At 48.7% G+C, this 20947-nt stretch carries 20 protein-coding genes; 13 read left to right on the forward strand and 7 right to left on the reverse strand.

Annotated elements, in window-relative coordinates:
- The first annotated feature begins 92 nt into the window (after window positions 1-92).
- Window positions 93-956, forward strand: a complete 864-nt coding sequence (locus DFQ00_RS22370) for an SDR family oxidoreductase (RefSeq protein WP_110898689.1) — start codon at window positions 93-95, stop codon at window positions 954-956.
- A gap of 132 nt (window positions 957-1088) precedes the next feature.
- On the opposite strand, the gene thrS is transcribed toward DFQ00_RS22370, so the two are convergent.
- The 3 genes from thrS to DFQ00_RS22385 form a co-directional block, all read right to left on the reverse strand.
- Window positions 1089-3077 carry a threonine--tRNA ligase gene (gene thrS / locus DFQ00_RS22375; RefSeq protein WP_110898690.1) on the reverse strand — a complete coding sequence of 663 codons (1989 nt, stop codon included), beginning with the start codon at window positions 3075-3077 and terminating at the stop codon, window positions 1089-1091.
- Between the two features lie 536 nt (window positions 3078-3613).
- Window positions 3614-5368 carry a sensor histidine kinase gene (locus DFQ00_RS22380; RefSeq protein ID WP_110898691.1) on the reverse strand — a complete coding sequence of 585 codons (1755 nt, stop codon included), beginning with the start codon at window positions 5366-5368 and terminating at the stop codon, window positions 3614-3616.
- On the reverse strand, window positions 5365-6126 hold the full coding sequence (locus tag DFQ00_RS22385) for a response regulator transcription factor (protein WP_110898692.1): 762 nt from the start codon (window positions 6124-6126) through the stop codon (window positions 5365-5367). The genes DFQ00_RS22380 and DFQ00_RS22385 overlap by 4 nt, the downstream gene beginning before the upstream one ends.
- 219 nt (window positions 6127-6345) lie before the next feature.
- Here DFQ00_RS22385 and DFQ00_RS22390 point away from each other — a divergent pair, with 219 nt between their 5' ends.
- Both DFQ00_RS22390 and DFQ00_RS22395 read left to right on the forward strand, forming a co-directional pair.
- Window positions 6346-7401 (forward strand): M23 family metallopeptidase, encoded by a 1056-nt coding sequence (locus DFQ00_RS22390; RefSeq protein ID WP_208643812.1) that lies wholly within the window; start codon window positions 6346-6348, stop codon window positions 7399-7401.
- A 168-nt stretch (window positions 7402-7569) separates the two neighbouring features.
- Window positions 7570-8073, forward strand: a complete 504-nt coding sequence (locus tag DFQ00_RS22395) for a GNAT family N-acetyltransferase (protein WP_110898694.1) — start codon at window positions 7570-7572, stop codon at window positions 8071-8073.
- A gap of 223 nt (window positions 8074-8296) precedes the next feature.
- On the opposite strand, the gene DFQ00_RS22400 is transcribed toward DFQ00_RS22395, so the two are convergent.
- Window positions 8297-8788, reverse strand: a complete 492-nt coding sequence (locus DFQ00_RS22400) for a DinB family protein (protein ID WP_110898695.1) — start codon at window positions 8786-8788, stop codon at window positions 8297-8299.
- Window positions 8789-9046: 258 nt separating this feature from the next.
- On the opposite strand from DFQ00_RS22400, the gene DFQ00_RS22405 reads away from it, so the two are divergent.
- From DFQ00_RS22405 to DFQ00_RS22450, 10 genes are all read left to right on the forward strand, one after another.
- Window positions 9047-9466 carry a hypothetical protein gene (locus tag DFQ00_RS22405; RefSeq protein ID WP_110898696.1) on the forward strand — a complete coding sequence of 140 codons (420 nt, stop codon included), beginning with the start codon at window positions 9047-9049 and terminating at the stop codon, window positions 9464-9466.
- The gene (locus DFQ00_RS22410) at window positions 9463-10752 is read left to right on the forward strand and encodes an ammonium transporter (protein ID WP_110898697.1); all 1290 of its coding nucleotides are present in this window, start codon (window positions 9463-9465) and stop codon (window positions 10750-10752) included. Before DFQ00_RS22405 ends, DFQ00_RS22410 begins: the two co-directional genes overlap by 4 nt.
- A gap of 147 nt (window positions 10753-10899) precedes the next feature.
- Window positions 10900-11859 carry a DUF1963 domain-containing protein gene (locus DFQ00_RS22415; protein WP_110898698.1) on the forward strand — a complete coding sequence of 320 codons (960 nt, stop codon included), beginning with the start codon at window positions 10900-10902 and terminating at the stop codon, window positions 11857-11859.
- A gap of 235 nt (window positions 11860-12094) precedes the next feature.
- A complete protein-coding gene (locus DFQ00_RS22420) occupies window positions 12095-12553 on the forward strand; it encodes a DinB family protein (protein ID WP_110898699.1) in 459 nt (152 codons plus the stop codon).
- A gap of 136 nt (window positions 12554-12689) precedes the next feature.
- On the forward strand, window positions 12690-13646 hold the full coding sequence (locus DFQ00_RS22425) for an aminoglycoside phosphotransferase family protein (protein WP_167433802.1): 957 nt from the start codon (window positions 12690-12692) through the stop codon (window positions 13644-13646).
- Window positions 13647-13704: 58 nt separating this feature from the next.
- Window positions 13705-14409: a response regulator transcription factor gene (locus DFQ00_RS22430; RefSeq protein WP_110898701.1), complete on the forward strand. Its 705-nt coding sequence runs from the start codon at window positions 13705-13707 to the stop codon at window positions 14407-14409.
- 48 nt (window positions 14410-14457) lie between these two features.
- Entirely contained in the window at window positions 14458-15594 is a 1137-nt protein-coding gene (locus DFQ00_RS22435) for a sensor histidine kinase (RefSeq protein ID WP_110898702.1), read from the forward strand.
- Window positions 15595-15713: 119 nt separating this feature from the next.
- Entirely contained in the window at window positions 15714-16424 is a 711-nt protein-coding gene (locus DFQ00_RS22440; protein ID WP_110898703.1) for a hypothetical protein, read from the forward strand.
- Window positions 16418-18295, forward strand: coding sequence for a transglycosylase domain-containing protein (locus tag DFQ00_RS22445; protein ID WP_110898704.1), 1878 nt, complete (start codon window positions 16418-16420; stop codon window positions 18293-18295). The genes DFQ00_RS22440 and DFQ00_RS22445 overlap by 7 nt, the downstream gene beginning before the upstream one ends.
- 133 nt (window positions 18296-18428) lie before the next feature.
- Window positions 18429-18974 (forward strand): DUF2569 domain-containing protein, encoded by a 546-nt coding sequence (locus DFQ00_RS22450; RefSeq protein WP_110898705.1) that lies wholly within the window; start codon window positions 18429-18431, stop codon window positions 18972-18974.
- An 86-nt stretch (window positions 18975-19060) separates the two neighbouring features.
- Here DFQ00_RS22450 and DFQ00_RS22455 read toward each other — a convergent pair whose 3' ends face one another.
- The 3 genes from DFQ00_RS22455 to DFQ00_RS22465 all read right to left on the reverse strand — a co-directional run bounded on the left by DFQ00_RS22455 (window position 19061) and on the right by DFQ00_RS22465 (window position 20894).
- A complete protein-coding gene (locus tag DFQ00_RS22455) occupies window positions 19061-19519 on the reverse strand; it encodes a threonine/serine exporter family protein (protein ID WP_110898706.1) in 459 nt (152 codons plus the stop codon).
- An 18-nt stretch (window positions 19520-19537) separates the two neighbouring features.
- Entirely contained in the window at window positions 19538-20314 is a 777-nt protein-coding gene (locus tag DFQ00_RS22460) for a threonine/serine exporter family protein (RefSeq protein ID WP_110898729.1), read from the reverse strand.
- Between the two features lie 274 nt (window positions 20315-20588).
- A complete protein-coding gene (locus DFQ00_RS22465; protein ID WP_110898707.1) occupies window positions 20589-20894 on the reverse strand; it encodes a hypothetical protein in 306 nt (101 codons plus the stop codon).
- Window positions 20895-20947 lie beyond the last annotated feature (53 nt).

The raw sequence follows: 20947 nt of genomic DNA on the forward strand, positions 1-20947 counted from the left end.
TTTTATTATCTCATATTCTGGAACAAAATACCGCACTCGCTTTCGGATCACAAATAATTCACGGAGCCTCCGGTTCAGAAGGGAAGGAAATTATGTCCATTCAGACAGCAATTGTTACAGGAGCCAACTCAGGTATGGGCTTGGCAACCACCATTGAGCTTGCAAAGCAAGGGTATCAAGTCATTATGGCCTGTCGTAGCGAAAAGAGAGGACAGGAGGCGCTTCATCGGGCTTTGCACCAGTCCGGCTCTTCCCGGATTGAGCTGATGCTCTGCGATCTCGGTTCACTGGACAGCATACGCCAGTTTGCTCGCCGCTTCCGTGAGCAGCATGACCAGCTCGATGTACTGGTGAACAATGCCGGCGTAGTGATGATTAAACGCAAGGAGACCTCGGATGGCTTCGAGCAGAGCATCGGCATTAACCATCTGGGACACTTTTTGCTCACCTTGCTTCTGATTGAGCCATTGAAGGCTGCAAAGCAGGGGAGAATTGTAAATGTCTCTTCTGGCGCGTATAAAGTCGGAAAAATTCATTTTGATGATCCGCATTTCCACAAAGGGTATAACCCGATCAAAGGCTACGCCCAGTCCAAGCTGGCTAACGTGTATTTTACCCGCTCGCTTGCACGCAGGCTTGCGGGAACTTCCGTTACAGCCAATTGCCTGCATCCGGGCGCGGTAGGAACCAGTATCGGGGTAAACCGAAGCACCGGATTCGGCACCCGTATCATGGCTTTTGCAAGCAAGCTTCCGTTTTTCTTGACGCCGGAGGAGGGGGCCCGGACCGCAATCTATCTGGCAACGAGTCCAGATGTCGCCGGGGTGACCGGACAGTATTTCTATCAGCAGAAGCAAGAGCAGCTGAAGCCCCATGCTCTGGATGATGCGGCTGCCGAGCAGTTATGGACGTGGAGTGAGGAGCAGGTTGGGCTACAGCCTGACGAAAGGCTGTAACAAGTTCATCGGGGTGTCTGATTATAAGGGCCCATCATGCTACTTGAAGCCAAGTTATGTCCCGTCATCTCGAGTCACCCCAACCCCACGCCACGCCATGTCGTACCATGATCCGGCAAGAAGCATCCTTGCTTAAGCTTTGTTCTTCACGGCTTGCTGAATGATTTCGATAAAAGCATCAACACGCTGCATGCCTTGCTCTCCCTGACCGTAAGCGCGGACAGAGGCGGAGGAGGCATCTTTTTCTTGTTCCCCCAGCACCAGCGAATAGGGCACCTTCTGCAGCTGGGCTTCGCGAATTTTGTAACCGAGCTTTTCACTGCGCAAATCAGTCTCCACGCGTATTCCGGCCGCCCGCAGCTGGTTCTGTACCCGAAGTGCATAATCTGCATAATGATCCGATACGGGAATCAGCTTCACCTGAACAGGAGCCAGCCAGAGGGGAAATGCCCCAGCATAATGCTCTGTCAGAATGCCGATGAAGCGGTCAATCGAGCCATAAATGGCTCGGTGGATGACAACCGGGCGATGCCGGAGGCTGTCTTCACCGATGTATGTCAGATCAAATTTCTCGGGCATTTGAAAATCAAGCTGGATTGTTCCGCATTGCCAGCTGCGCTTGAGCGCATCGAGAATGTGGAAGTCAATCTTCGGTCCATAGAAGGCGCCGTCGCCCTCGTTAACCCGGTATTTCACACCACGGGCATCCAGCACGTTACGCAGTGCCTGCTCCGCCTGATCCCATAATTCTTCCGAGCCCATGGAGTCCTCGGGGCGTGTGGACAGCTCGATTTTATAATCAAATCCGAAGATGTCATACATGCGTCCAATGAGGGAGATGACCCGGTTAATCTCGTCTTCAATCTGTTCAGGCATCACATAGAGATGGGCATCGTCCTGACAGAACGTCCGCACCCGCATCATGCCATTCAGGGCACCTGAAAATTCGTGACGATGGACCTGACCAAATTCCATCATGCGAATGGGCAATTCGCGATACGAATGCAGTGTATTTTTGAAAATCAGCATATGTCCGGGGCAGTTCATCGGTTTCAACGCAAAAGTAGCATCATCCACGTCCGCAAAATACATGTTGTCCTTGTAGTGCTCCCAGTGACCCGACTGTTCCCACAGACGGTTGTTCATCATGAGCGGAGTGCGAACTTCCTGATACCCTTCCTGCAATTGCATTTCCCGTGAGAACTGCTCCAGCTCTGTGCGGACAGTCATGCCTTTGGGCAGGTAGAAGGGCATGCCGGGGGCTTCTTCCGAGAACATGATCAGCTCGAGCTCTTTGCCCAGCTTGCGGTGATCCCGCTTTTTCGCTTCCTCCAGCATATGAAGGTGATCCTCCAACCGGGCTTTATTCGGAAAAGCAGTGCCGTAGATTCGCTGCATCATTTTGTTGTCCGAATTCCCGCGCCAGTACGCCCCGGCAACATTCAGCAGCTTGAACGCTTTGATACGTCCAGTTGAGGGAAGATGAGGGCCGCGGCACAGGTCGAAAAACTCACCTTGCTCATATATTGACAACTCAGCATCCTCCGGCAGATCGCGAATCAGTTCCAGCTTATAAGGGTCCTGAATGTCTTCAAAGCGCTGAACGGCCTGCTCGCGACTCAGCACTTTGCGGCGGATCGGAAGATTTTCCTGAATGATCTTGTGCATTTCACGCTCAATCACATCAAGATCGCTGATGGATAGAGATTGTGGCAGATCCACATCGTAATAAAATCCTTCCTCGATAACAGGGCCAATGCCGAGCTTCACCTGGTCTGCCCCGAACAACCGCTTCAGTGCCTGTGCCAGCACATGAGCTGTGCTGTGACGATACCTGTGCACACCTTCCTCGCTGTCCAAAGTGACGATAATCAATTCGCAGTTCTGCTCCAGTGTTTCGTTCAGATCAGCATTGCGGCCATTCACGATTCCGCCGATAGCCTGCTTGCCAAGACTTGTGCTGATGGAAGCAGCAACCTCTCCAATTGTAATGCCCGCTGCATAAGAGCGTATTGCTCCTCCTTGCAGCTGAATTTCAATCAACGCCTGAGGTATTGCAGCTTGCGGATTACCTGAGGGTGCAGCGTTGTTTTCGAATTTCGGTTTGTTCTCTTGACTCATGTGAACCACTCTCCAATATGTGTGATGGAAGCGCAAAAAACACCCGTCCCGGAAAAGGGACGAGTGCGCTTGGCTCGTGGTTCCACCCTAATTTGGTTATGGTGCATTCCGCTCTCGGCCCGCCGCCGCAAAACAGGAAACATCATAACCCTCATTGGAATCCGTTAACGGGGATCAGGCGGTGAGCTCTACTGACCGCGTATGCTGATAATATCCCGCGAGGGCAGCGATTAAACGGAGGTTCGAGACCACGGCTGCAGAGGGGTAACTTCGGTCCGTTCGCTGAAGAAGGTCTCACCAATCCCCTCTCTCTCTGGGCAGCACGCAAACGAAATCATGTCTCTGGTCATTGCCAAATATGAAAGGACCCAGCGAATCTAAATTTTCGTTGCAATTCAGATACGTTGATCCGTAAATGTACGACATTCATATTACCATTAGGAACAGGTGTTGCTTGAGTGTCGATTATATAGACTGCCAATGGAAAGGTCAAGAGGCAGGTTGGAACATTATTGTTTTCATGTATTCATCATAGATCAACCGGCATACGCATCCCAGATCAACCGGATAATCGTTCCTTCATCTGGAGCAGAATCGACCTCAATGCGGCCCTTCATCGCCTCGATCAGACCTTTGGTCACCGCCATGCCCAGCCCGGACCCCATGTCAGAAGTACCTGTATCTGTACCGCGATAATACCGTTCAAACAGCTTCCATACCATCTCGGGACTCATGCCTTGACCATCATCAGCGAACTCAATCGTGAATTCACCGTCCCTTTCACCGCTCAGCACACGAACAGCAAGAGTAGCTTCGGGCGGGTTGTGGAGCAGTGCATTCGCGGTAAGATTATCTACGATTCGTTCAAAAGAAGGAATGTGCACCAGCCCGTATACAGGCTCGTCAGCAGGTTGAAACAGAATGCGCCTCTCACCATAGGCAGGATTACGTTCGGCCCGTTGCACAAGATCATGAAGTAACGTATTCACGTCAGTTCTTTCCACTTCAGGCTGGTATCCTCCACTCCGTAGCCGGTAGGTCATCGCCAGATCATTCACAAGTCTGTCCATGTACATGGATTTGTCTATCATAATACCTGCGAATTCCCGTACTTCCTCTGTCGTCCAGCTGTATTTGTCCGTTTCTAGCATATGAGCGTAGCCCTGAAGGGAAGAAAGAGGTGTCTTGAGGTCGTGCGTGATTCCAGCGATCCATTCCTCCCGAAGAGAATCCGTCTGTTTCCGTTGTGCTTCATCCTGCTTGAGTGTATGGGATAACGCCTGCATCGAATGAAGCACCTCACCATACACCTGATATTTACGCTTCCATTTTCCGTTGCGTCGCTGGCTCCGGGGAATTCCCGCAGCCCCTGTAGGCTCCTCGTAATGCCCTTGCTCCAGACGCTGTAGCCACTGCAGCATATGCAGCATGGGGGAGCCGAAGCGATTCGCATACCATAATGCCAGCAACACCAGCAGCACAATGATGGACAAAATCAAGATAATCAGTGCCGGCTCCAGAATGAAAGCGTAGGGATTGGTTTTCTCGGTCATGGATGGATGAACCGGTACACTGAGCAGCCAGGTCGTTTCATGTTGTCCGTCATACCAGGTTGACACGGTTATGCCTGAACGATTGGGATAACGGACCTTGAGAACAATATCCTGAATGCTGTACTCGCTGGGCACTCCCGCAGCTGGTTTATTATAGGAAGTGATCTCCTTCCCGTAGGTATCCAGAACTTGAATATAAGCATTCAACTTCCGAATAGCCTCCTGTTCAGCCGGCTTTACTGTGAGCTTACCCCGGTCATACAAGAGTTGTGCACGGATCTGATCCAGTAATGACTTGGCTACATTTTTTTCACCATATAACAGTGTGAAATTCTTCCCGTCTTTCTCTCTGATCAGCATGGCAAGTTGATACGGGAACGCTTTTTCCGCCTGCCAATAGGCAATTAATTCACCGGGTTTGTAGTGGTTCGGGACATCGGACGGGACGTGATAATCGTCAATAACAGCGCCTCTTTCATCCAAAACCTGTAGCCAGCCCTGATTTTTATCGACCTGCTTCAACAGTTCAGGATCGTAGCGTATGGTATTATCCGGCATGATCTCGGCAGTATTAATGAGCTGATCCAGTCCATTGTTTACAAAGTCATCTACAAGGTTTACTTCATTGACTTTCTGCAGAACCCAGAAGGTGGCGAGTGATCCTAGCATAATAATCAGGATCACGGTGCCGGTGAGCATGCCGATAAAGCGGGTCATTAATTTTCGACGAATACTCATGTCGGCAACACACTGGAAGCCTGAACCAGCTTGTAACCCAGACCGCGTACATTGATGAGAAATACCGGATTGGACGGGTCGGCTTCGATACGCTCCCGAATACGGTGAATATGCACCATCACGGTGTTATCATCGCTGATGGCTTCCGAGCCCCATACACGTTCATACAGTTCCGATTTCGTGAAGATCCGATTAGGATGTTTGCAGAAAAAGAGCAGCAACTGGAACACCAGTGCCGGACAGGGCACGGCCTCTCCTTCGACACGAAGCTCTCCAGCCAGCTCAAGCACCTGAAAACGACCGTAATCATATACCCCCTGAGTTGTGTTAGGAGATGACGTTTTTGCGTAATCGGAATTGTTTTGTCGAGCGTTTAAGGCTTTGGAAGGCAGGTAACGATTCAGCAGCGACTTGATGCGTGCGACCACCTCTAGTGGATTGAATGGTTTGACTACATAATCATCACCGCCAACGGCGAAGCCTGTAAGCTTGTCATAGTCCGTTGTTTTGGCGGTCAAAAATAAAATAGGTGCATCGGTAGCTTGCCTTAGAAAAGGGCAGATTTCCAGCCCGCTTCTACCCGGAAGCATGATATCAAGCACGATACAATGATACGTTTTATTGTTGCAGGCCTCGAGTGCAGCCTCACCTGTAGTCACCGTGTCAATATCAAGAAACTGTTCTTTGAGCAGCACGGTTTTGAGCATATGCAGAATTGCTTGTTCATCATCAACAAGCAGCAGCGAGACGTTATCCATTGTATTGAACTGCCCCCTCTAGTTACTTTCCAGTATTATTGTTCATCATATCATTCTTGAGACAGCTTGGAAGATATGGTGTCTTAACAGAACCTTAATTATTAAGCTTAAGGGTGGTAGTAAATTTAACTGGATGTAAGGGAGGGTTAGATGAAACATAAGACTCATGATGTAGATTTGATATAGGGAAGCACAGACAAACAGAGAGGGTGTTGAATGATGAATAAGAAATGGAAGCTGCTTTTCCTGACCATGTCAGCTTTTGTTTTATTGACTGCTTGTACAAGTAACAAAATCACCTCCGATGAAGCAGAGCAGGCAGAAAAGCAGGCTTCAGAACAGGCGGCTGGTCAAAAGGATAATAGCGACACTTCGAGCAAGGAAACGAATCCGGGTGTGGAAGATCATAAACAGGTAACACCAGAGAACCTCATCGCTACAATGACAAATGGTTCCAAGGATGCGATCTATAATCAGTTTACTCCCGAGATGAAACAAGCGGTGTCACTGGAGGATTTCAAGTTGTCTGCGGACGGCTTTTTGCAAGGGACGAACGCTTGGAAGCAAGTGGTTCATGCCGAGATCAACGGTTTGAAGGAATATGCATGGATAGACGATTCAGGTACCAAGGGAATCCGGGCTTATTTTACAGAAGATCACCAGATTGGCGGGCTGAACATAACTCCGCTGGAGTCATATCCCGATACAGATAACAAGCTGACCCAAACCGAGTTCCAGTTCCCGATGAAGGGAGATATGTTTATTTTCTGGGGCGGTCACAGTGTGCTGGAGAACTATCATTACGAGCATGTGACACAGCGTTATGCATTGGATATTGTTCGCAAGGTAGACGGGGCAAGTTATCAGGGGGATGCAAAAGTAAACGCCAACTATTATGCTTTTGGTCAGCCGCTCTATGCGGCTGCAGACGGTACGGTTGTAGAGATCAAAAACGATATTGAGGATAATGTGCCGGGCGTGATGAATCCGAAAGAGCCGGCGGGCAATTACGTTGTGATCAATCACGGGAATGGAGAGTACAGCATTACAGGGCATATCAAAAAGGGAAGTGTAGCGGTGAAAAAAGGAGATAAAGTCAAACAGGGTGACCTGATCGGGGACCTGGGGAATTCGGGTAACTCCAGTGAAGCCCATCTGCATTTTCAGGTGTCGGATGGTCCAGATCTGTTCACTTCCCGTTCGCTTCATATTCGCTGGGCGGATCAGAGCCAGAATTTGACGAGAGGCAATACGGTTCAAGGCTTGCCGGAGTAATCTGGACAAGGGTTATCATCTTACAGATTCATTTGTCGTGTGGATGTCGGGGTATTCTACATGCTGTACGCCAGCTTCCGTTTTCCATTATAATAGCCTCTATATATTTAAGCTTTGACCTGGGCGTATTATAATATTTGAACGATATAAGTTGATGGAGGAATCGGAATGGAACTGGAAAAGGTACAGATTGAATACGCGCGTCTCGAAGACTTGCCAAGCATTGTAGCCATCTATAATTCAACGATTGAAAGCCGCATGGCAACGGCAGATTTGGAGCCAGTGACGGTGGAGCAGCGTTTGCCATGGTTCAATGAGCATACACCGGATCGTCGTCCGTTGTGGGTGATGAGGCTGGATGGACAGGTGGTGGCGTGGGCTAGCCTGAATTCCTTTTATGGGCGCCCTGCGTACAATGGTACGGTAGAAGTGAGTGTATATGTGGATCAGCATTGCCGGGGAATCGGCGCAGGAGGACGTATGCTAAATACGGTATTTGACGCATGTCCTGCACTGGGGGTATCAACGATTCTGGGTTTCGTCTTTGGACATAATGAGCCAAGTCTGGGGTTGTTACGTAAGCATGGCTTTGAACAGTGGGGCTTCTACCCTGAGGTGGCTGTGCTGGACGGTGTGAGCAGGGATCTGGTCATTCTGGGTAAAAAAATCTGACAGGAGCCGCCTGCATGCGGCTTCAGCGTAAGGCATAGGAAAACCTCCGTAGCCATGATGACATGGCTTACGGAGGTTTTATTTGTGTTTATCTCCAGTTCCAGACTCCAGCATGATTAAGGTTGAATTGAAGCTTGCAACATATCAGGAAGTGATTTAAAATCGCATGCTTCGGGAGATCATATGATTCAGGATAAGAGGCTGAGCCTGCGTACGCTGAGTATTACAATCCAAGCTGATGCTTGATCTCCTGAATCTGTCCCAGATGGCGTTCCTCATGGTAGCTTGTGAAATCAATCCATTGCGCAAGGTCCATCTCGCCGAATACCGGGTGCGGGAAAGACTTGCTGCGAAGCTGGCTCGTCTCATGCTCCTGTGCAAACTGCTCCAGAGCGCGATGAGAAGCCTCCAGATCGCTGCGGATATCCGCGAGCGATTCGGGTGCAGCCAGTGGCTGGAGATGGGGCGGTGCCTCGACAGATCTGCTACGGTCCAGAGACAGTTCATAAGGCTTCTTGTCAATGGACACGTTCTCTTCATTTTCCAGGGAACGACGAGCTTGCGTTGTAATCAGATTTTCCATCAGATTGAGATGGCGCAGCACCTGAATGATGCTCCATTGCTCCGGGGATGGCTTCTGATTTAATTGATGCTCATCCAGTCCCGAAATGGCTTCCCAGATTTGGTTGCGTATATGGTCGTTGCGTTCAAACATGATTTTACTCCTCTCTTTATTTTTTATGTTTGTTGATACATATATGACCTAGTGTAAACAGCATAGAGCATTGAAATGGAAATTGCGAATATGAATCATGAATTTCGTTGTTACATGAATTATATGAAAAACAAAAAAACATACCTGCTGATCGGGCATGCTGAGTGATTGAGAAATCGAAAAAAAGATTGACGGGCACCCCCCGGCAAACTATAATCGGTAACAAGTAACTTGATATGTGAGGAGTCCTGACATGATATGTTAGTAATCGACGAGGTGTATCACCATACAGCATTGCAAATATCATCGTCCGATCTATTGTACCTTATCGAACGGTTGAAGGTCAAAAAAGAAAATGAGATTGATACGCTCAAACAGAAGATTGAACAGTTTGATCAAAAACGACGAGCCGAGGAAGTGGCTTATCAGTCCTTGTCGCCTGTACGCAAATGGTTTGCGGGGCGTCCGGCTTCTCACCACCAGGCGGTGGAATATATGGTGCAGGTGAAGGAACGTTTTCGCAAGATGGAGCAGATTCGCAGGCGCATTCGTGAGCTTGATCTGATTGTGGAACGCATTCAACTTGCCGAACAGCAGCAGCAGGAAGAGATCGAGCTTACACCCGAGACGATTCGCGAGATCAGACAGCTTAGTGAAACGGAGGATGTACAGGCATGACTTTGGAGACGTTAAGCTCCGGGATCGACACCGTCTGGGTTGTACTTAGTGCAGCGATGATTTTGTTGATGGAGGGCGGCTTTGCCCTGCTGGAGGCCGGGTTTGTACGATATAAAAACAGTGTGAACATCATTATGAAGGTGTTTGCCGACATTACGATTGGTACGTTATTGTTCTACGCCATCGGCTTCGGGCTGATGTACGGTTCAGATGCTGGCGGCTTCGTGGGTGTGACCGGATTTTTCCTGAACGGTGACCTTTCCCATCTGGACGTTCCGGTATCTCTGGAGACGTTCTGGTTATTTCAGGCCGCCTTTACCATTGCCGTGATTTCCATTGTATCCGGCGCGGTAGCCGAGCGGATCAACTTCCGTGCCTACCTGTTGTATATCATCCTGATGACGGCGATCATCTACCCGATTGGTGGACACTGGGCATGGGGTGGCGGCTGGCTCAATCAGCTGGGCATGCAGGATTTCGCAGGATCGGCAGTGATCCACGCTTTGGGCGGATTCTCTGCGCTGGCAGCAGCGATTATTATTGGGCCGCGCAAGGGGAAATACACACCGCTTGGTGTAAGTGCCATTGCACTGCCAAGCAATCTGCCGTTAGCATCGGTAGGGGCCTTTCTGCTGTGGTTTGGCTGGTTCGGCTTTAATGCGGGGAGCACATTAAGTGCAACAGATGTCAGAATCGGTCACATAGCTATCGTGACGATGCTGTCTGCGGCCGCGGGTGGAGCAGCTACTCTGCTATACACCTTGTTCCGCTTTAATCGTTCGGATGCACCCTCCGTCATTAATGGTTCACTTGCTGGATTGGTAGGCATTACAGCAGGATGTGCTTTTGTAGGCGACCTTGCGGCGATATTCATTGGCGCAGTCTCCGGTCTGTTAATGATGGCCGCAACCAACTGGCTGGATCGCATGCGGATTGATGATCCGGTCGGCGCATTCCCTGTACATGCCGTATCGGGGATGTGGGGAACGATTGCTGTAGGGCTATTCGCTACGGACGGCGGGTTGTTCATGGGCGGCGGCTGGAAGCTGCTTGGTGTTCAGGTGCTAGGTCTGACTGCTCTGGTGCTGTGGGGGTTTGCAATGACATGGTTTGGACTCAAGCTGATTGGCAAGCTTGTTCCGGTTCGCTCCACAGAGGAGGAGGAGGAGCTTGGTCTGGATATCAGTTATCACGGGGTGATGGCTGCCCACCAGTCACATGAGTTTCTGGATGGCGAGGAGCATATGCTTGCTTATCAGGATAGGTCCTCTGATTCAAATCAATAACATTAGTATATGAAGAGAGAGGGGCTGACGAAGGTCAGCCTCTTTTTTACACAAGAAAGCAGGGAAAAAAGACAAGGCGGAAGAATATACAGGTGTGAACGTGAATAAGTCTCAGCATAGGTGTAACGTCAAAAAGGGAGGATCTATATGATTAAGCCGGAACAATGTGAACGTCTGACTAGAAAAGCTCGTAAAACCCTCGAAGAAGAATACGGTCTCGCTGCTGTTGCCGATCTGGTGCTGGATGCTGGGCGCTGGGGTATTCGACTGGATGTCTCCACAACGGATCAATACCGTAGAACAGGCAATTCGCGTGTAGGCGGGTATCCTGATCTGCCGGAGGAGCTGGACTGGCCGCTGACAGAGAACGGGGTGCCGATGACTTTTCTGGCGCAGCTGAATATGGTGGATCTGACTCCATACACGCCGAATGACGGACGCGGAACGCTGCCGGAGCGGGGCATGCTGTACTTTTTCATTGGCGAGGTAGATGCGGCCTATCCGATTGAACATCGGGTGATCTATGAACCTTCAACACATAATTTGGTGAAACGCGAGCCAGAAGGAGCCACTGCACTTGGTGGAAAACCGACGGTAGCTCATGCCGTTACGGTGCTGCCTAATCTGGAGCTTCCTACATATCCATATATAGACGCGGCGGCATTGAATGGACAGGGGACTGATCCAGCGATTGAATCCGGGAAAGAAGATGCTACTGAGGCTGCCGAGGGTGGTTTGTTTGAGCGTTATCTGGAATTTGAATCGGATTGGAATCATCCGAGCCCGTTGAACTGGGGTGGAATGTTTGGTTATCCAGAGGGGCAGCAGCCCGATGCAGAGCATCAGGCATTGAGTTATATTGAGCTCGGTGAGGCTTACAATGGCGATGAGCTGGAATGTATGAGCAAGCTGACAGCGCACTATGGCGGTGATGAGGAGCGAACGTGGGAAGAGCTGTCGGATACATTGTTGCTGTTAAAAATAGATACGCATGAGGCCATCGGTTTTCAGTGGCTGGACTGCGGCGAGCTTCAATTTTTCATTCGAGGTGCGGACTTGGAGGCTGGTCAATTTGACCATACATGCTGCTCGATTTATTCAAACTGATGGGCGAGATGTATAGATTCGGTCCTCATCCACTTTCATATTCCATAAATTAGGTGAATAAACATTTAAAATTTGTAACAAAATGTCCCGAGCACCCGTCTATATGAAGGAGCAGGGACTTTTTTTATGAATAGCTGTTAGCTTGGGAAGGAGTAGGTGTATATATAAAATGAAGTTGTCATCTTGAAATGAGATCATATGTTCTGTACAATGTAATTAAAAGGAAGTGATGACGTTGATTCAGTCTGCATTTAAACATATTGATACGGCTGTTACATCTTTAATGGATATCTGTGATCAGTTAGGTGAGGAAGATTTGAATGTATCACCGATTGAAGGAAAACGAACGATAGGAGAGCTTCTCTCCCATCTGGCTCTGGTCTGCCGGGCAGACTTGTACATATCCGAAGGTGCATCCGAGGAGGAAATGGCTCATTTTTATAATGATAATCGCGTTTGTTCTCTGCAGCAGATCAGACACGCGCTCATTGAGAATCGGAACTGTCTGTATCAGCGATATATGCAGTTTACCACAGAAGAATTGCTCCAGGTAACAACATCCTATTGGGGGGCTTCTTACACTCGTTTGGAATGGCTGCTTGAGATGATGGGACATATGTATCATCACAGGGGGCAGCTCTACACGATGTTGACGCTAACAGGCAGAGAGCCTAAGACGGCAATGTTTGTTTGAACGAATACATATGACTATACATATAAACTACGTTGAATAGAATATAGGCGATTGAGAACAAGGCAAACATGGCGGTACTACTTCCATCAGGGTGAATCTGAGTTTACATCTCACAATGAGCAATGGAGGACAGCAGATGGCGGAATACAGGCTTGACCATTCTTTGTATTCAAGTGTTGGTTTGATTGAGTTCGTGAAAGGGATACCCGGGCTTCAGAATGCAGTACAGGTTGAACGTATCTCTAAAGGATACTCCCTGGATCACAAGTTTAAAGTTATTACCCCACATCAGGGGAATATGCTGTTGCGGGTGTTTCCTTACAGTGATATGGAATCCAAGCAAATAGAGGTTCAAGTATTGGACAGGGTAAGACAGATGGGAGTTATGTGCTCTACACCACTTGGCATCGGCAAGCTGGACGAGGATAACGGGTACATGATCGTGAGTTATCTGGAGGGTGAAGATGCCTCTGAAGTATTGCCCCGCCTGAATGAGCAGCAGCAGTGGTCCATCGGCATGCAGGCGGGAGCTGCGCTGAAGTGTATTCACAGGCTTCCTGTGGAGAAGCAGGCAGAGTCCTGGTACAGCCGCAAAAGCAGGAAGCATCGGCGTTACGTGGATAAATACAGAGAGTGTTCTGTGGTTATGAAGCAGGATCAAGCTATTCTGAACTTTATTGAGGACCATCTGGATTGCATGAAAGGACGTCCGGATTATTTTCAGCACGATGATTTTCATCCCGCCAATCTGCTAATAAACCAGGGTGAATTGGCTGGAGTGATTGATTTTAATCGTGCAGACCAGGGAGACCCTGTACATGAATTTCTGAAGCTGGGTTTATTTGCGACAGAGACGAGTATTCCTTATTCGATAGGACAGGTACAGGGGTACTTGGATGGTAATGAACCGAATGAAGAGTTCTGGAGAATGTACTCACTGTATATGGCCATGGCTCTGGTATCTTCTGTAGTGTGGATTCAGCACGTAAAGCCGGAAGAGACGGATGAGATGATGATGAAAATGGACCGTGTACGTGAAGATCACGAGGATTTTCGCAGCATGATCCCAAGGTGGTATACTATGAACAGATAAAAAAGTAGAACCGTTGTAAGAAGTCTTGTAACACTTGTAAACAGAAAGGAACTATACCGTGGCACAACCAGCATCCATACTGCTTGTCGATGATGAGCAGGATATTATTAAATTGATGGAAATCTATTTTGGCAACGAAGGATACCGGATTTTGAAAGCGAATGATGGAATGCAGGCGCTGGAGCTGCTGAAGACCGAAGTGATAGATCTGATTATTCTGGATGTTATGATGCCGAATATGGATGGGATCGAAGCCTGTATGAAGATTCGGGAGCAGCAGAAGATGCCCATTATTATGTTGTCAGCAAAGAGTACGGATATTGATAAGATTACGGGGCTGAGCATTGGAGCCGATGATTATGTAAGCAAGCCGTTCAATCCGCTTGAACTCGTAGCGCGGGCTAAATCACAGCTTCGCCGATATCACACTTTTAATGATGGCAGAGAAAGCAGGGAGTGCGAATGGGTCATTGATGATCTGGTGATCAACACGGATACACATGAAGTATGGGTGGATGAGAAGGCTGTTCATCTGACACCTCGCGAATTTGCTGTACTGGAGCTGCTTGCCCGTCATCAGGGCTCTGTCCTGAGCATGGAACAGATTTATCGCCAGGTCTGGAAGGAAGAATTTATGGAGTCCAACAACACTGTTATGGTCCATATCCGTAAACTCCGTGAGAAGATTGAGCCAGACAGCAAACACCCTAAATTTATTCAAACCGTGTGGGGTGTCGGATACAAAATGATGAAATCGCATTAATTTGATTTATTTATGTAGCTTGCATAACACAAGCAGGGAGTTTCTTTAATGAATTCGAAACTGATCAATACGGTACGATGGAAGTTTATTTATGCATTCCTACTGAGCGGTGTGTTAACTGCGGTGATTTTGTACGGAGTATCTAAGCTGGGCGAGACGATTCTACAAAATCAGCGCTATCCGAATTATACGATCCCGGGGCAAGCGGTTCGGTGGCTGGTCAATCATATTGGCTCTGTTCCGCTGATGATTGCTGTAGGGATCATCAGCTTTGTGCTGTTTTTCTTCTTGTTTACCCGTAAAGTCATGGTTGTGCTGGATGAGATCACGGCCGGTATTCAGGAGGTAGCCAAAGGTGAGCTTTCACATCGAATCGAGGTAAAAACTTCTGATGAATTTGGCGTGGTGGCCACGAGTATTAATCAGATGGCAGAGCAGCTACAGCGATCCTTGCAGGAAGAACGAAGTGCGGTGGCTGCCAAGAATGATCTGATTACAGGCATATCACATGATCTGAGGACACCGTTGACTTCTATCCTCGGTTTTCTTGAATATATCGAGAAGGATCGGTATCAGGATGAACTGGAGATGCGCTATTACGTCAGCATTGCCTATGAGAAATCGTTAACCTTACGCAAGCTCATTGATGATTTGTTCGAGTATACACGGGTCAGTGGGGGAAGTCTGCCCTTATCCTTAACACCGCTGAATCTGACCCCGTTCCTCATGCAGCTGGCTGAAGAATTTGCTCCCATGTTAGAGGATGCAGGTATGACTTATACCATAGCTGGAGGCCATCAGCCTTTGTGGATTCAGGCAGCCCCTGGAGAATTGGTTCGTGCCTACGAAAATCTGTTCAGCAATGCCATTCGTTACGGTGCGCAGGGCAAAGTGATGGAAATCGGACTTTCGCTTGAGGACGGAGAGGCTGTGGTGCGAATCAGCAATTACGGAGAACCGATTCCTGCTCAGGATTTGCCGCATCTGTTCGAACGATTCTACCGCGTGGATAAATCACGTTCCCGTGATACCGGAGGTACAGGGTTAGGTTTAGCCATTGCTAAATCAATGATTGAACTGCATCAAGGCAGCATTGCTGCACACAGTGAGCATGGACGAACCGATTTTGTCACCCGTTTCCCCGCGATTACTCCACCAGCAGTGCATGCAGTAGACGCAGAATAGGTTTTAATTATCCGTGCGGATGAGAATTAAGAATTTGATAAGAAGTTAACAAAGTCTTCTTAAGAAGTATTCGGTATGCTACCTCTATCACTTGCTGAGCATGAGGGAGGATACCGAGTATGGATGCAAGAGTAAACACAGTTCGAGTGAAGTACATATATATCTGCGGAGCAAGTGCGGTTCTAAGCATGGTGCTTCTTTTTGTTATGTATCAGCTGACAAAATTGGCGTATGGCTTCGTGTTCCATGATGTTCCGTGGATGACTCAACTGGTGCATTGGTGTATCAACACCATTGGAAAGAAGCTGATATGTTTGGTAGTAGGTGGAGGTTTGTTTACGTTATTGTTCTGGGTTCGTTCACAAAAAATCGCTGAGGATGTGGAGCAGCTTGTGCGTGGAACGCATGAACTTGCCAAAGGCCGGATTCCTGAACCAATCCGTGTGTTGAGCAGCGGTGAACTGCGGCTGTTAAGTGAACAGATCAATGCAATTGCCACCATGCTGGCGAAGGAAGCCGGGCATACTCAGGCATCCCGTTTGAGAACGGAAAATGGCGAAGCTGACACTCATATCTATCCTCCAATGGGGGATAAACGTACGGCCTTGCCTATTGACCTTACACTGTACGGTATTCAGTCGGCACTGGAAGAACTGATAGATGGGCCAGGCAGGAAGGATCACGAAGTGTTGCATTGGGCAAGAATGGCGTATGAACAGACAAATGTGCTCCAGCATGCGCTTGAAATCGCGGAAGGGAGCAATCCTGATCGTAACAAACAGCAGGAACAAGACTTTACACATGCTCAAGCTGAGGAAACAAAATGTTAAGTGCGAAAGTCAAGCACTGGTTATATCGAACGTATGATGTTGGCGTCATTGTAGCCGTTCTGCTGGTGGTGTTATATGTTTACCTTCACACATACGGTAACATGGTAGTCCGAAGCTCATCCATAGCAATGCAGGAGACATCCTCAACGATCATTCTGGACGAGAATGGACGGGAAATCACCCGGTTGAAGACATCGGGCCAAGGTTATGCCGAGTATGCAAGTCTTCATGACATGCCCGAGATGCTTGTTCAGGCTTTTTTAGCTACAGAAGATCATCGCTTTTATCGTCATCCAGGTTTTGATGTGATTGGTGTTGGCAGAGCTATGGTGCAAAATATGATACATATGGATTGGAATCAGGGTGGAAGCTCTATAACACAGCAGTTGGCCAGAAATCTGTATCTGAACGGAAACAAGACATTGATGCGCAAAATAAACGAGTTATCCATCGCAATCGAGCTGGAAAAGAAATATTCAAAAGATGACATTCTGGAGATGTATCTCAATCAGATTTATATGGGCCAGCAGCAGTACGGAGTCAAGGCAGCGGCTTTACGTTATTTTGGTGTGAAGGATCTGAAGCAGCTCGAGCTGTGGCAGATCGCCACGCTGGCGGGTATGCCTAAAGGCCCTTCCATATACAATCCGGTTGATAACGAAAAGCTGTCCAAAGAACGCCGAAGTGTAGTGCTTTCCTTGATGCATAAAGAGGGGATCATTACCAAAAGACAGATGCAGGAGGCTGCATCTGTCGAATACAAACCTCCACGCTCAGCGTTGTCGAACATGTCATCAGCTCCAGCATCGGATGGACTCGGAGCTGCGTATATTTCAGCTGTGGATGCAGTAATACAGGAGGCTGCCCTTCTTACAGGCAAGAGTGAAGCCGAGATTCGCTCCGCAGGCTGGGTGATGCGAACGGGATTAAGCCCACGCGCACAGCGGGCCATGGAAGAAACCTTTGCTGAAGCCGTCTGGTTCCCGGATGATCGAAAGGATCAGCAGGTACAGGCCAGCATGGTGCTTCTGAATCACCATAATGGTGAAGTGAAGGCCATGATGGGCGGGCGAAATCCTGTGAAGGGAGATATCAATCGTGCATTGATTGATGCGAGACAGCCTGGCTCTGTATTTAAACCTGTGATTGCCTATGCTCCTGCATTGGAATCGGGAAAATTCACACCAGAGAGCATGCTGCCTGATCGGTCGATGAGATATGGCAATTATCGGCCAAGCAACGTGGGGGGAAGATATCGAGGAACGGTATCGTTGTCCGAAGCACTGCAGCAGTCTATTAATTCACCGGCGGTATGGCTGCTTAATCAAATCGGACTGAGCGAAGCCAAAGCGTTTGCCCAGCGACTCGGGATTGAATTACAAGCCGAGGATATGAATCTGTCCATTGCCCTAGGTGGGGTGCATCAAGGGATTTCGCCGATGAAAATGGCACAGGCTTATGCTGTTTTTGCGAATGAGGGGAAGTTTAACAAGGCACACCTTATACGTGAGATCAGAGATGCACGGGGGCGGGTAATCTATGCTCGTCGCTCTGAGCATAAACAGGTGATATCCAGACGCATAGCGCAGGAGATGACCCATATGCTGCAGCAAGTGGTTAGTCATGGGACAGGAAAGCGTGCCCGGCTGCCTCAGGAGCAGGTCGCTGGCAAAACGGGAACAACTCAAGCCTCCTTGCCGAATGCCCCCAAAGGCGCGAACCGGGATATTTGGTTTGCCGGGTATACGCGAGAGTGGACGGGTGTTGTATGGGTTGGGTTTGATTATACGAATGCACAGCATTATTTGAAGTCGGGAAGCGGGAGCGCGGCAGCTCTGTTCGCGGCGGTGATGAAACGGACGAAGAGATGAAGTGAAGAAATAAAGAAATAAAGTGATATGAGCGGTGCAGCCAATCGGTTGGGTTGTAAAAACCTTTTTATAGATTTCCATCCAGATGTTGAGATATAATAGGTGCGGCTAAATTGTTTATAAGGAGGCTGACATGAACCGTCCGAATGCTGGTTCAGAGGAAGAACAGGAGGTTTACTCGACTACAACTGGAGCACGTACAAAACGTCAGGATATTTCCGGCCTGGGCGGCTGGTTGATTTTCATCCAGATTAGTCTGTGGGCTTCGCTGGTATTTCTACTCTCCGACTTATCAAATGTCACAGTGATTATGGACCCTGCTAGGTGGGAAGGTAGTCGAGGGATTGATCTGCAAGTATATACAGAAGTGATAAGGCCAATCTTGTGGTTTGGCTTCATCAGCAGCATCATTTTGTCTGTACTGGTCATCATAAATCTTGTTCTGTTATATCGAAGGAAACGATGGTTTCCCCGCATGATGATCATACAGTACATCGTGAATGCGATCATCAGTGTGGTTACGTGGATTCTGATTGCTCAGCAGGAGATGGGAAGAGAAGTGCATGTGCTGGATGCGCAGCCTGCCTTTCAAGTGATTGTTCGATCCTTGCTTGCGTGCTGTATCTTTATTCCCTATTTTCTCAGATCGGTGCGAGTAAAGAATACATTTATTCAATAATCTAAAGTTGTGTTTCACTACGTGTGCGAAAAAAAGAGCCCCACTGTCTACCAACCTGAGCTTGCAGACAGTGGGGCTCTTTGTATTCATTTGGATGCAGATCTGAAGCGGTCTGAACGAGACAGGCTGCGAATCATCTGGTTCAGAACCTCGGATAATACGAGTCCGACAGCAATAGCACCGGACAACATTAGCGCTTTGGCAGCCATCTCCATCGCGGCACTGTAATCGTTCTGAACAAAGCTGCGCATGGCGTTATATGCAAGTCCTCCAGGCACGAGAGGAATGATGCCTGCCACGCTGAAAATGATGACAGGCGCACGAAACATACGGGAGAACAGCTGGCTGATCACACCAACAGCGACCGTTGCTGCCAGAGTAGCCGGCACAGCATCTGCTGCATATTCAAGCACAATATAGATGATCCAGCCAATCATGCCAACGAATCCGCCGTGAAGCAGCATGCGTCTGGGTGCATTGAAGATAATGCCAAACGCTGCCGATGCAACAAAACTTGTCAATGCTTGCTCGATAAAATGGAGCATTTCCTGCATACCTCCGTCTTACATCAAAAGTGAGAACACCACAGCAATACCTGTACCGATAGCAAAAGCCGTCAGAAAAGCTTCAGCGCCCTTGGATAAGCCTGACACCAGATGTCCAGCCATCAAGTCGCGTACCGCATTTGTAATCAGCAATCCGGGTACGAGTGGCATCACCGAGCCGATTATAATTTTGTCCCGTTCAAAGCCTGCTCCAATATAAACGAGCAAAAAAGCAAGCATGCCGATGACAAAGGACGCCGTGAGCTCTGCGAAAAATTTAACACGCACCCAGCGGTGAAAGAGAATAACGGCAGCATAACCTGTGCCACCGCAGATGAGTGCTGGCAGGAAATCACCCCAGCCTCTGCCGAACATGATCGTAAAGCAGGCACTGGATAAAGCAGCAGCGGCCAACTGAACTGCATATGCATAACCTGAAGGTTTCCGTTCGATCTGCAGCAGTAATTCATGTGCTTCCTGAACGGTAAGCTGGCCTTGTCCGATCCGGCGTGAGACGGCATTGACTTCAGACACTTTATCCAGATCGGTCGTCCGCTCGGAGATACGAATCAGCTTCGCTGGCTCGGTGGCATCCACCGAGAAAAAGATGCCTGTAGGCACAACATAGCTGTGTGAATGGGGCAGGCCCAGCGCTGCGGCCATACGCTTCATCGTATCTTCGACACGATAGGTTTCGCCGCCGCTTTGCAGCATGATTTTGCCAGCAAGCAGACAAATGGCAATCACACGGGAGTGCTCTACTGGTTCAGCAGCATGCTGGCTTTGGTTACTGATCTCCGGTTCGGAGTGAACGGGAGAATCGGGTTCATGATGTATGTATTTCAACCGGATCAAGCTCCGTTTCATATAAGATAAGGCATGGCATCGACACCATTGTATCACATTTCACACAATCACAAGCAATCTCGGGACACGTTGTGCAGTGAGTTGCCCGAGGTGTCATGTGCGGCGCAATAAAAGTGTAGCAGAGAGGAGTGGAGAAGGCTTCAAGACAAAACCCAAAAAGCTTCGTCCCTCTCCTTGTAAGGATGAGAGCGAAGCTTTTGGATTACATGAGCAGTGTAATTACGAGCAATTCATACAGCACCAGCGGCAGAATCGTTGGGCCAAACAAAGCTCGCGGTTCAGGATATCCGTGCATCGGTGTGACCTGAAGATATAGAATACCCCGGTCTGCGCTAATGATGACTCCTTCCCAGACCTGACCGTCAATATTCTGAACTTGTACTTTCTTGCCTACATGCTGACGAACCGTATGATGAAGCATATTCCGTACACTTTGCACCGATTGAAGCATCGGTTGGTTGGCTTGATATACAACACGGGCGGATGTCGTGGAAGATGATTCAGACATGATGCACAACCCTTCCTTGGAATAAAATCTTTCTTACTACAAGGTATGCATCT

The organism is Paenibacillus barcinonensis (assembly GCF_003217495.1).
GTDB classification, from domain to species: Bacteria; Bacillota; Bacilli; order Paenibacillales; family Paenibacillaceae; genus Paenibacillus; species Paenibacillus barcinonensis.

What these genes read in the sequence shown, in the direction of transcription:
- DFQ00_RS22370 (WP_110898689.1), top strand. Translation starts at nt 93, where the DNA reads ATGTCCATTCAGACAGCAATTGTTACAGGAGCCAACTCAGGTATGGGC.
- thrS (WP_110898690.1), bottom strand. Translation starts at nt 3,077, where the DNA reads ATGAGTCAAGAGAACAAACCGAAATTCGAAAACAACGCTGCACCCTCA.
- DFQ00_RS22380 (WP_110898691.1), bottom strand. Translation starts at nt 5,368, where the DNA reads ATGAGTATTCGTCGAAAATTAATGACCCGCTTTATCGGCATGCTCACC.
- DFQ00_RS22385 (WP_110898692.1), bottom strand. Translation starts at nt 6,126, where the DNA reads ATGGATAACGTCTCGCTGCTGCTTGTTGATGATGAACAAGCAATTCTG.
- DFQ00_RS22390 (WP_208643812.1), top strand. Translation starts at nt 6,346, where the DNA reads ATGAATAAGAAATGGAAGCTGCTTTTCCTGACCATGTCAGCTTTTGTT.
- DFQ00_RS22395 (WP_110898694.1), top strand. Translation starts at nt 7,570, where the DNA reads ATGGAACTGGAAAAGGTACAGATTGAATACGCGCGTCTCGAAGACTTG.
- DFQ00_RS22400 (WP_110898695.1), bottom strand. Translation starts at nt 8,788, where the DNA reads ATGTTTGAACGCAACGACCATATACGCAACCAAATCTGGGAAGCCATT.
- DFQ00_RS22405 (WP_110898696.1), top strand. Translation starts at nt 9,047, where the DNA reads ATGTTAGTAATCGACGAGGTGTATCACCATACAGCATTGCAAATATCA.
- DFQ00_RS22410 (WP_110898697.1), top strand. Translation starts at nt 9,463, where the DNA reads ATGACTTTGGAGACGTTAAGCTCCGGGATCGACACCGTCTGGGTTGTA.
- DFQ00_RS22415 (WP_110898698.1), top strand. Translation starts at nt 10,900, where the DNA reads ATGATTAAGCCGGAACAATGTGAACGTCTGACTAGAAAAGCTCGTAAA.
- DFQ00_RS22425 (WP_167433802.1), top strand. Translation starts at nt 12,690, where the DNA reads ATGGCGGAATACAGGCTTGACCATTCTTTGTATTCAAGTGTTGGTTTG.
- DFQ00_RS22435 (WP_110898702.1), top strand. Translation starts at nt 14,458, where the DNA reads ATGAATTCGAAACTGATCAATACGGTACGATGGAAGTTTATTTATGCA.
- DFQ00_RS22440 (WP_110898703.1), top strand. Translation starts at nt 15,714, where the DNA reads ATGGATGCAAGAGTAAACACAGTTCGAGTGAAGTACATATATATCTGC.
- DFQ00_RS22445 (WP_110898704.1), top strand. Translation starts at nt 16,418, where the DNA reads ATGTTAAGTGCGAAAGTCAAGCACTGGTTATATCGAACGTATGATGTT.
- DFQ00_RS22450 (WP_110898705.1), top strand. Translation starts at nt 18,429, where the DNA reads ATGAACCGTCCGAATGCTGGTTCAGAGGAAGAACAGGAGGTTTACTCG.
- DFQ00_RS22455 (WP_110898706.1), bottom strand. Translation starts at nt 19,519, where the DNA reads ATGCTCCATTTTATCGAGCAAGCATTGACAAGTTTTGTTGCATCGGCA.
- DFQ00_RS22465 (WP_110898707.1), bottom strand. Translation starts at nt 20,894, where the DNA reads ATGTCTGAATCATCTTCCACGACATCCGCCCGTGTTGTATATCAAGCC.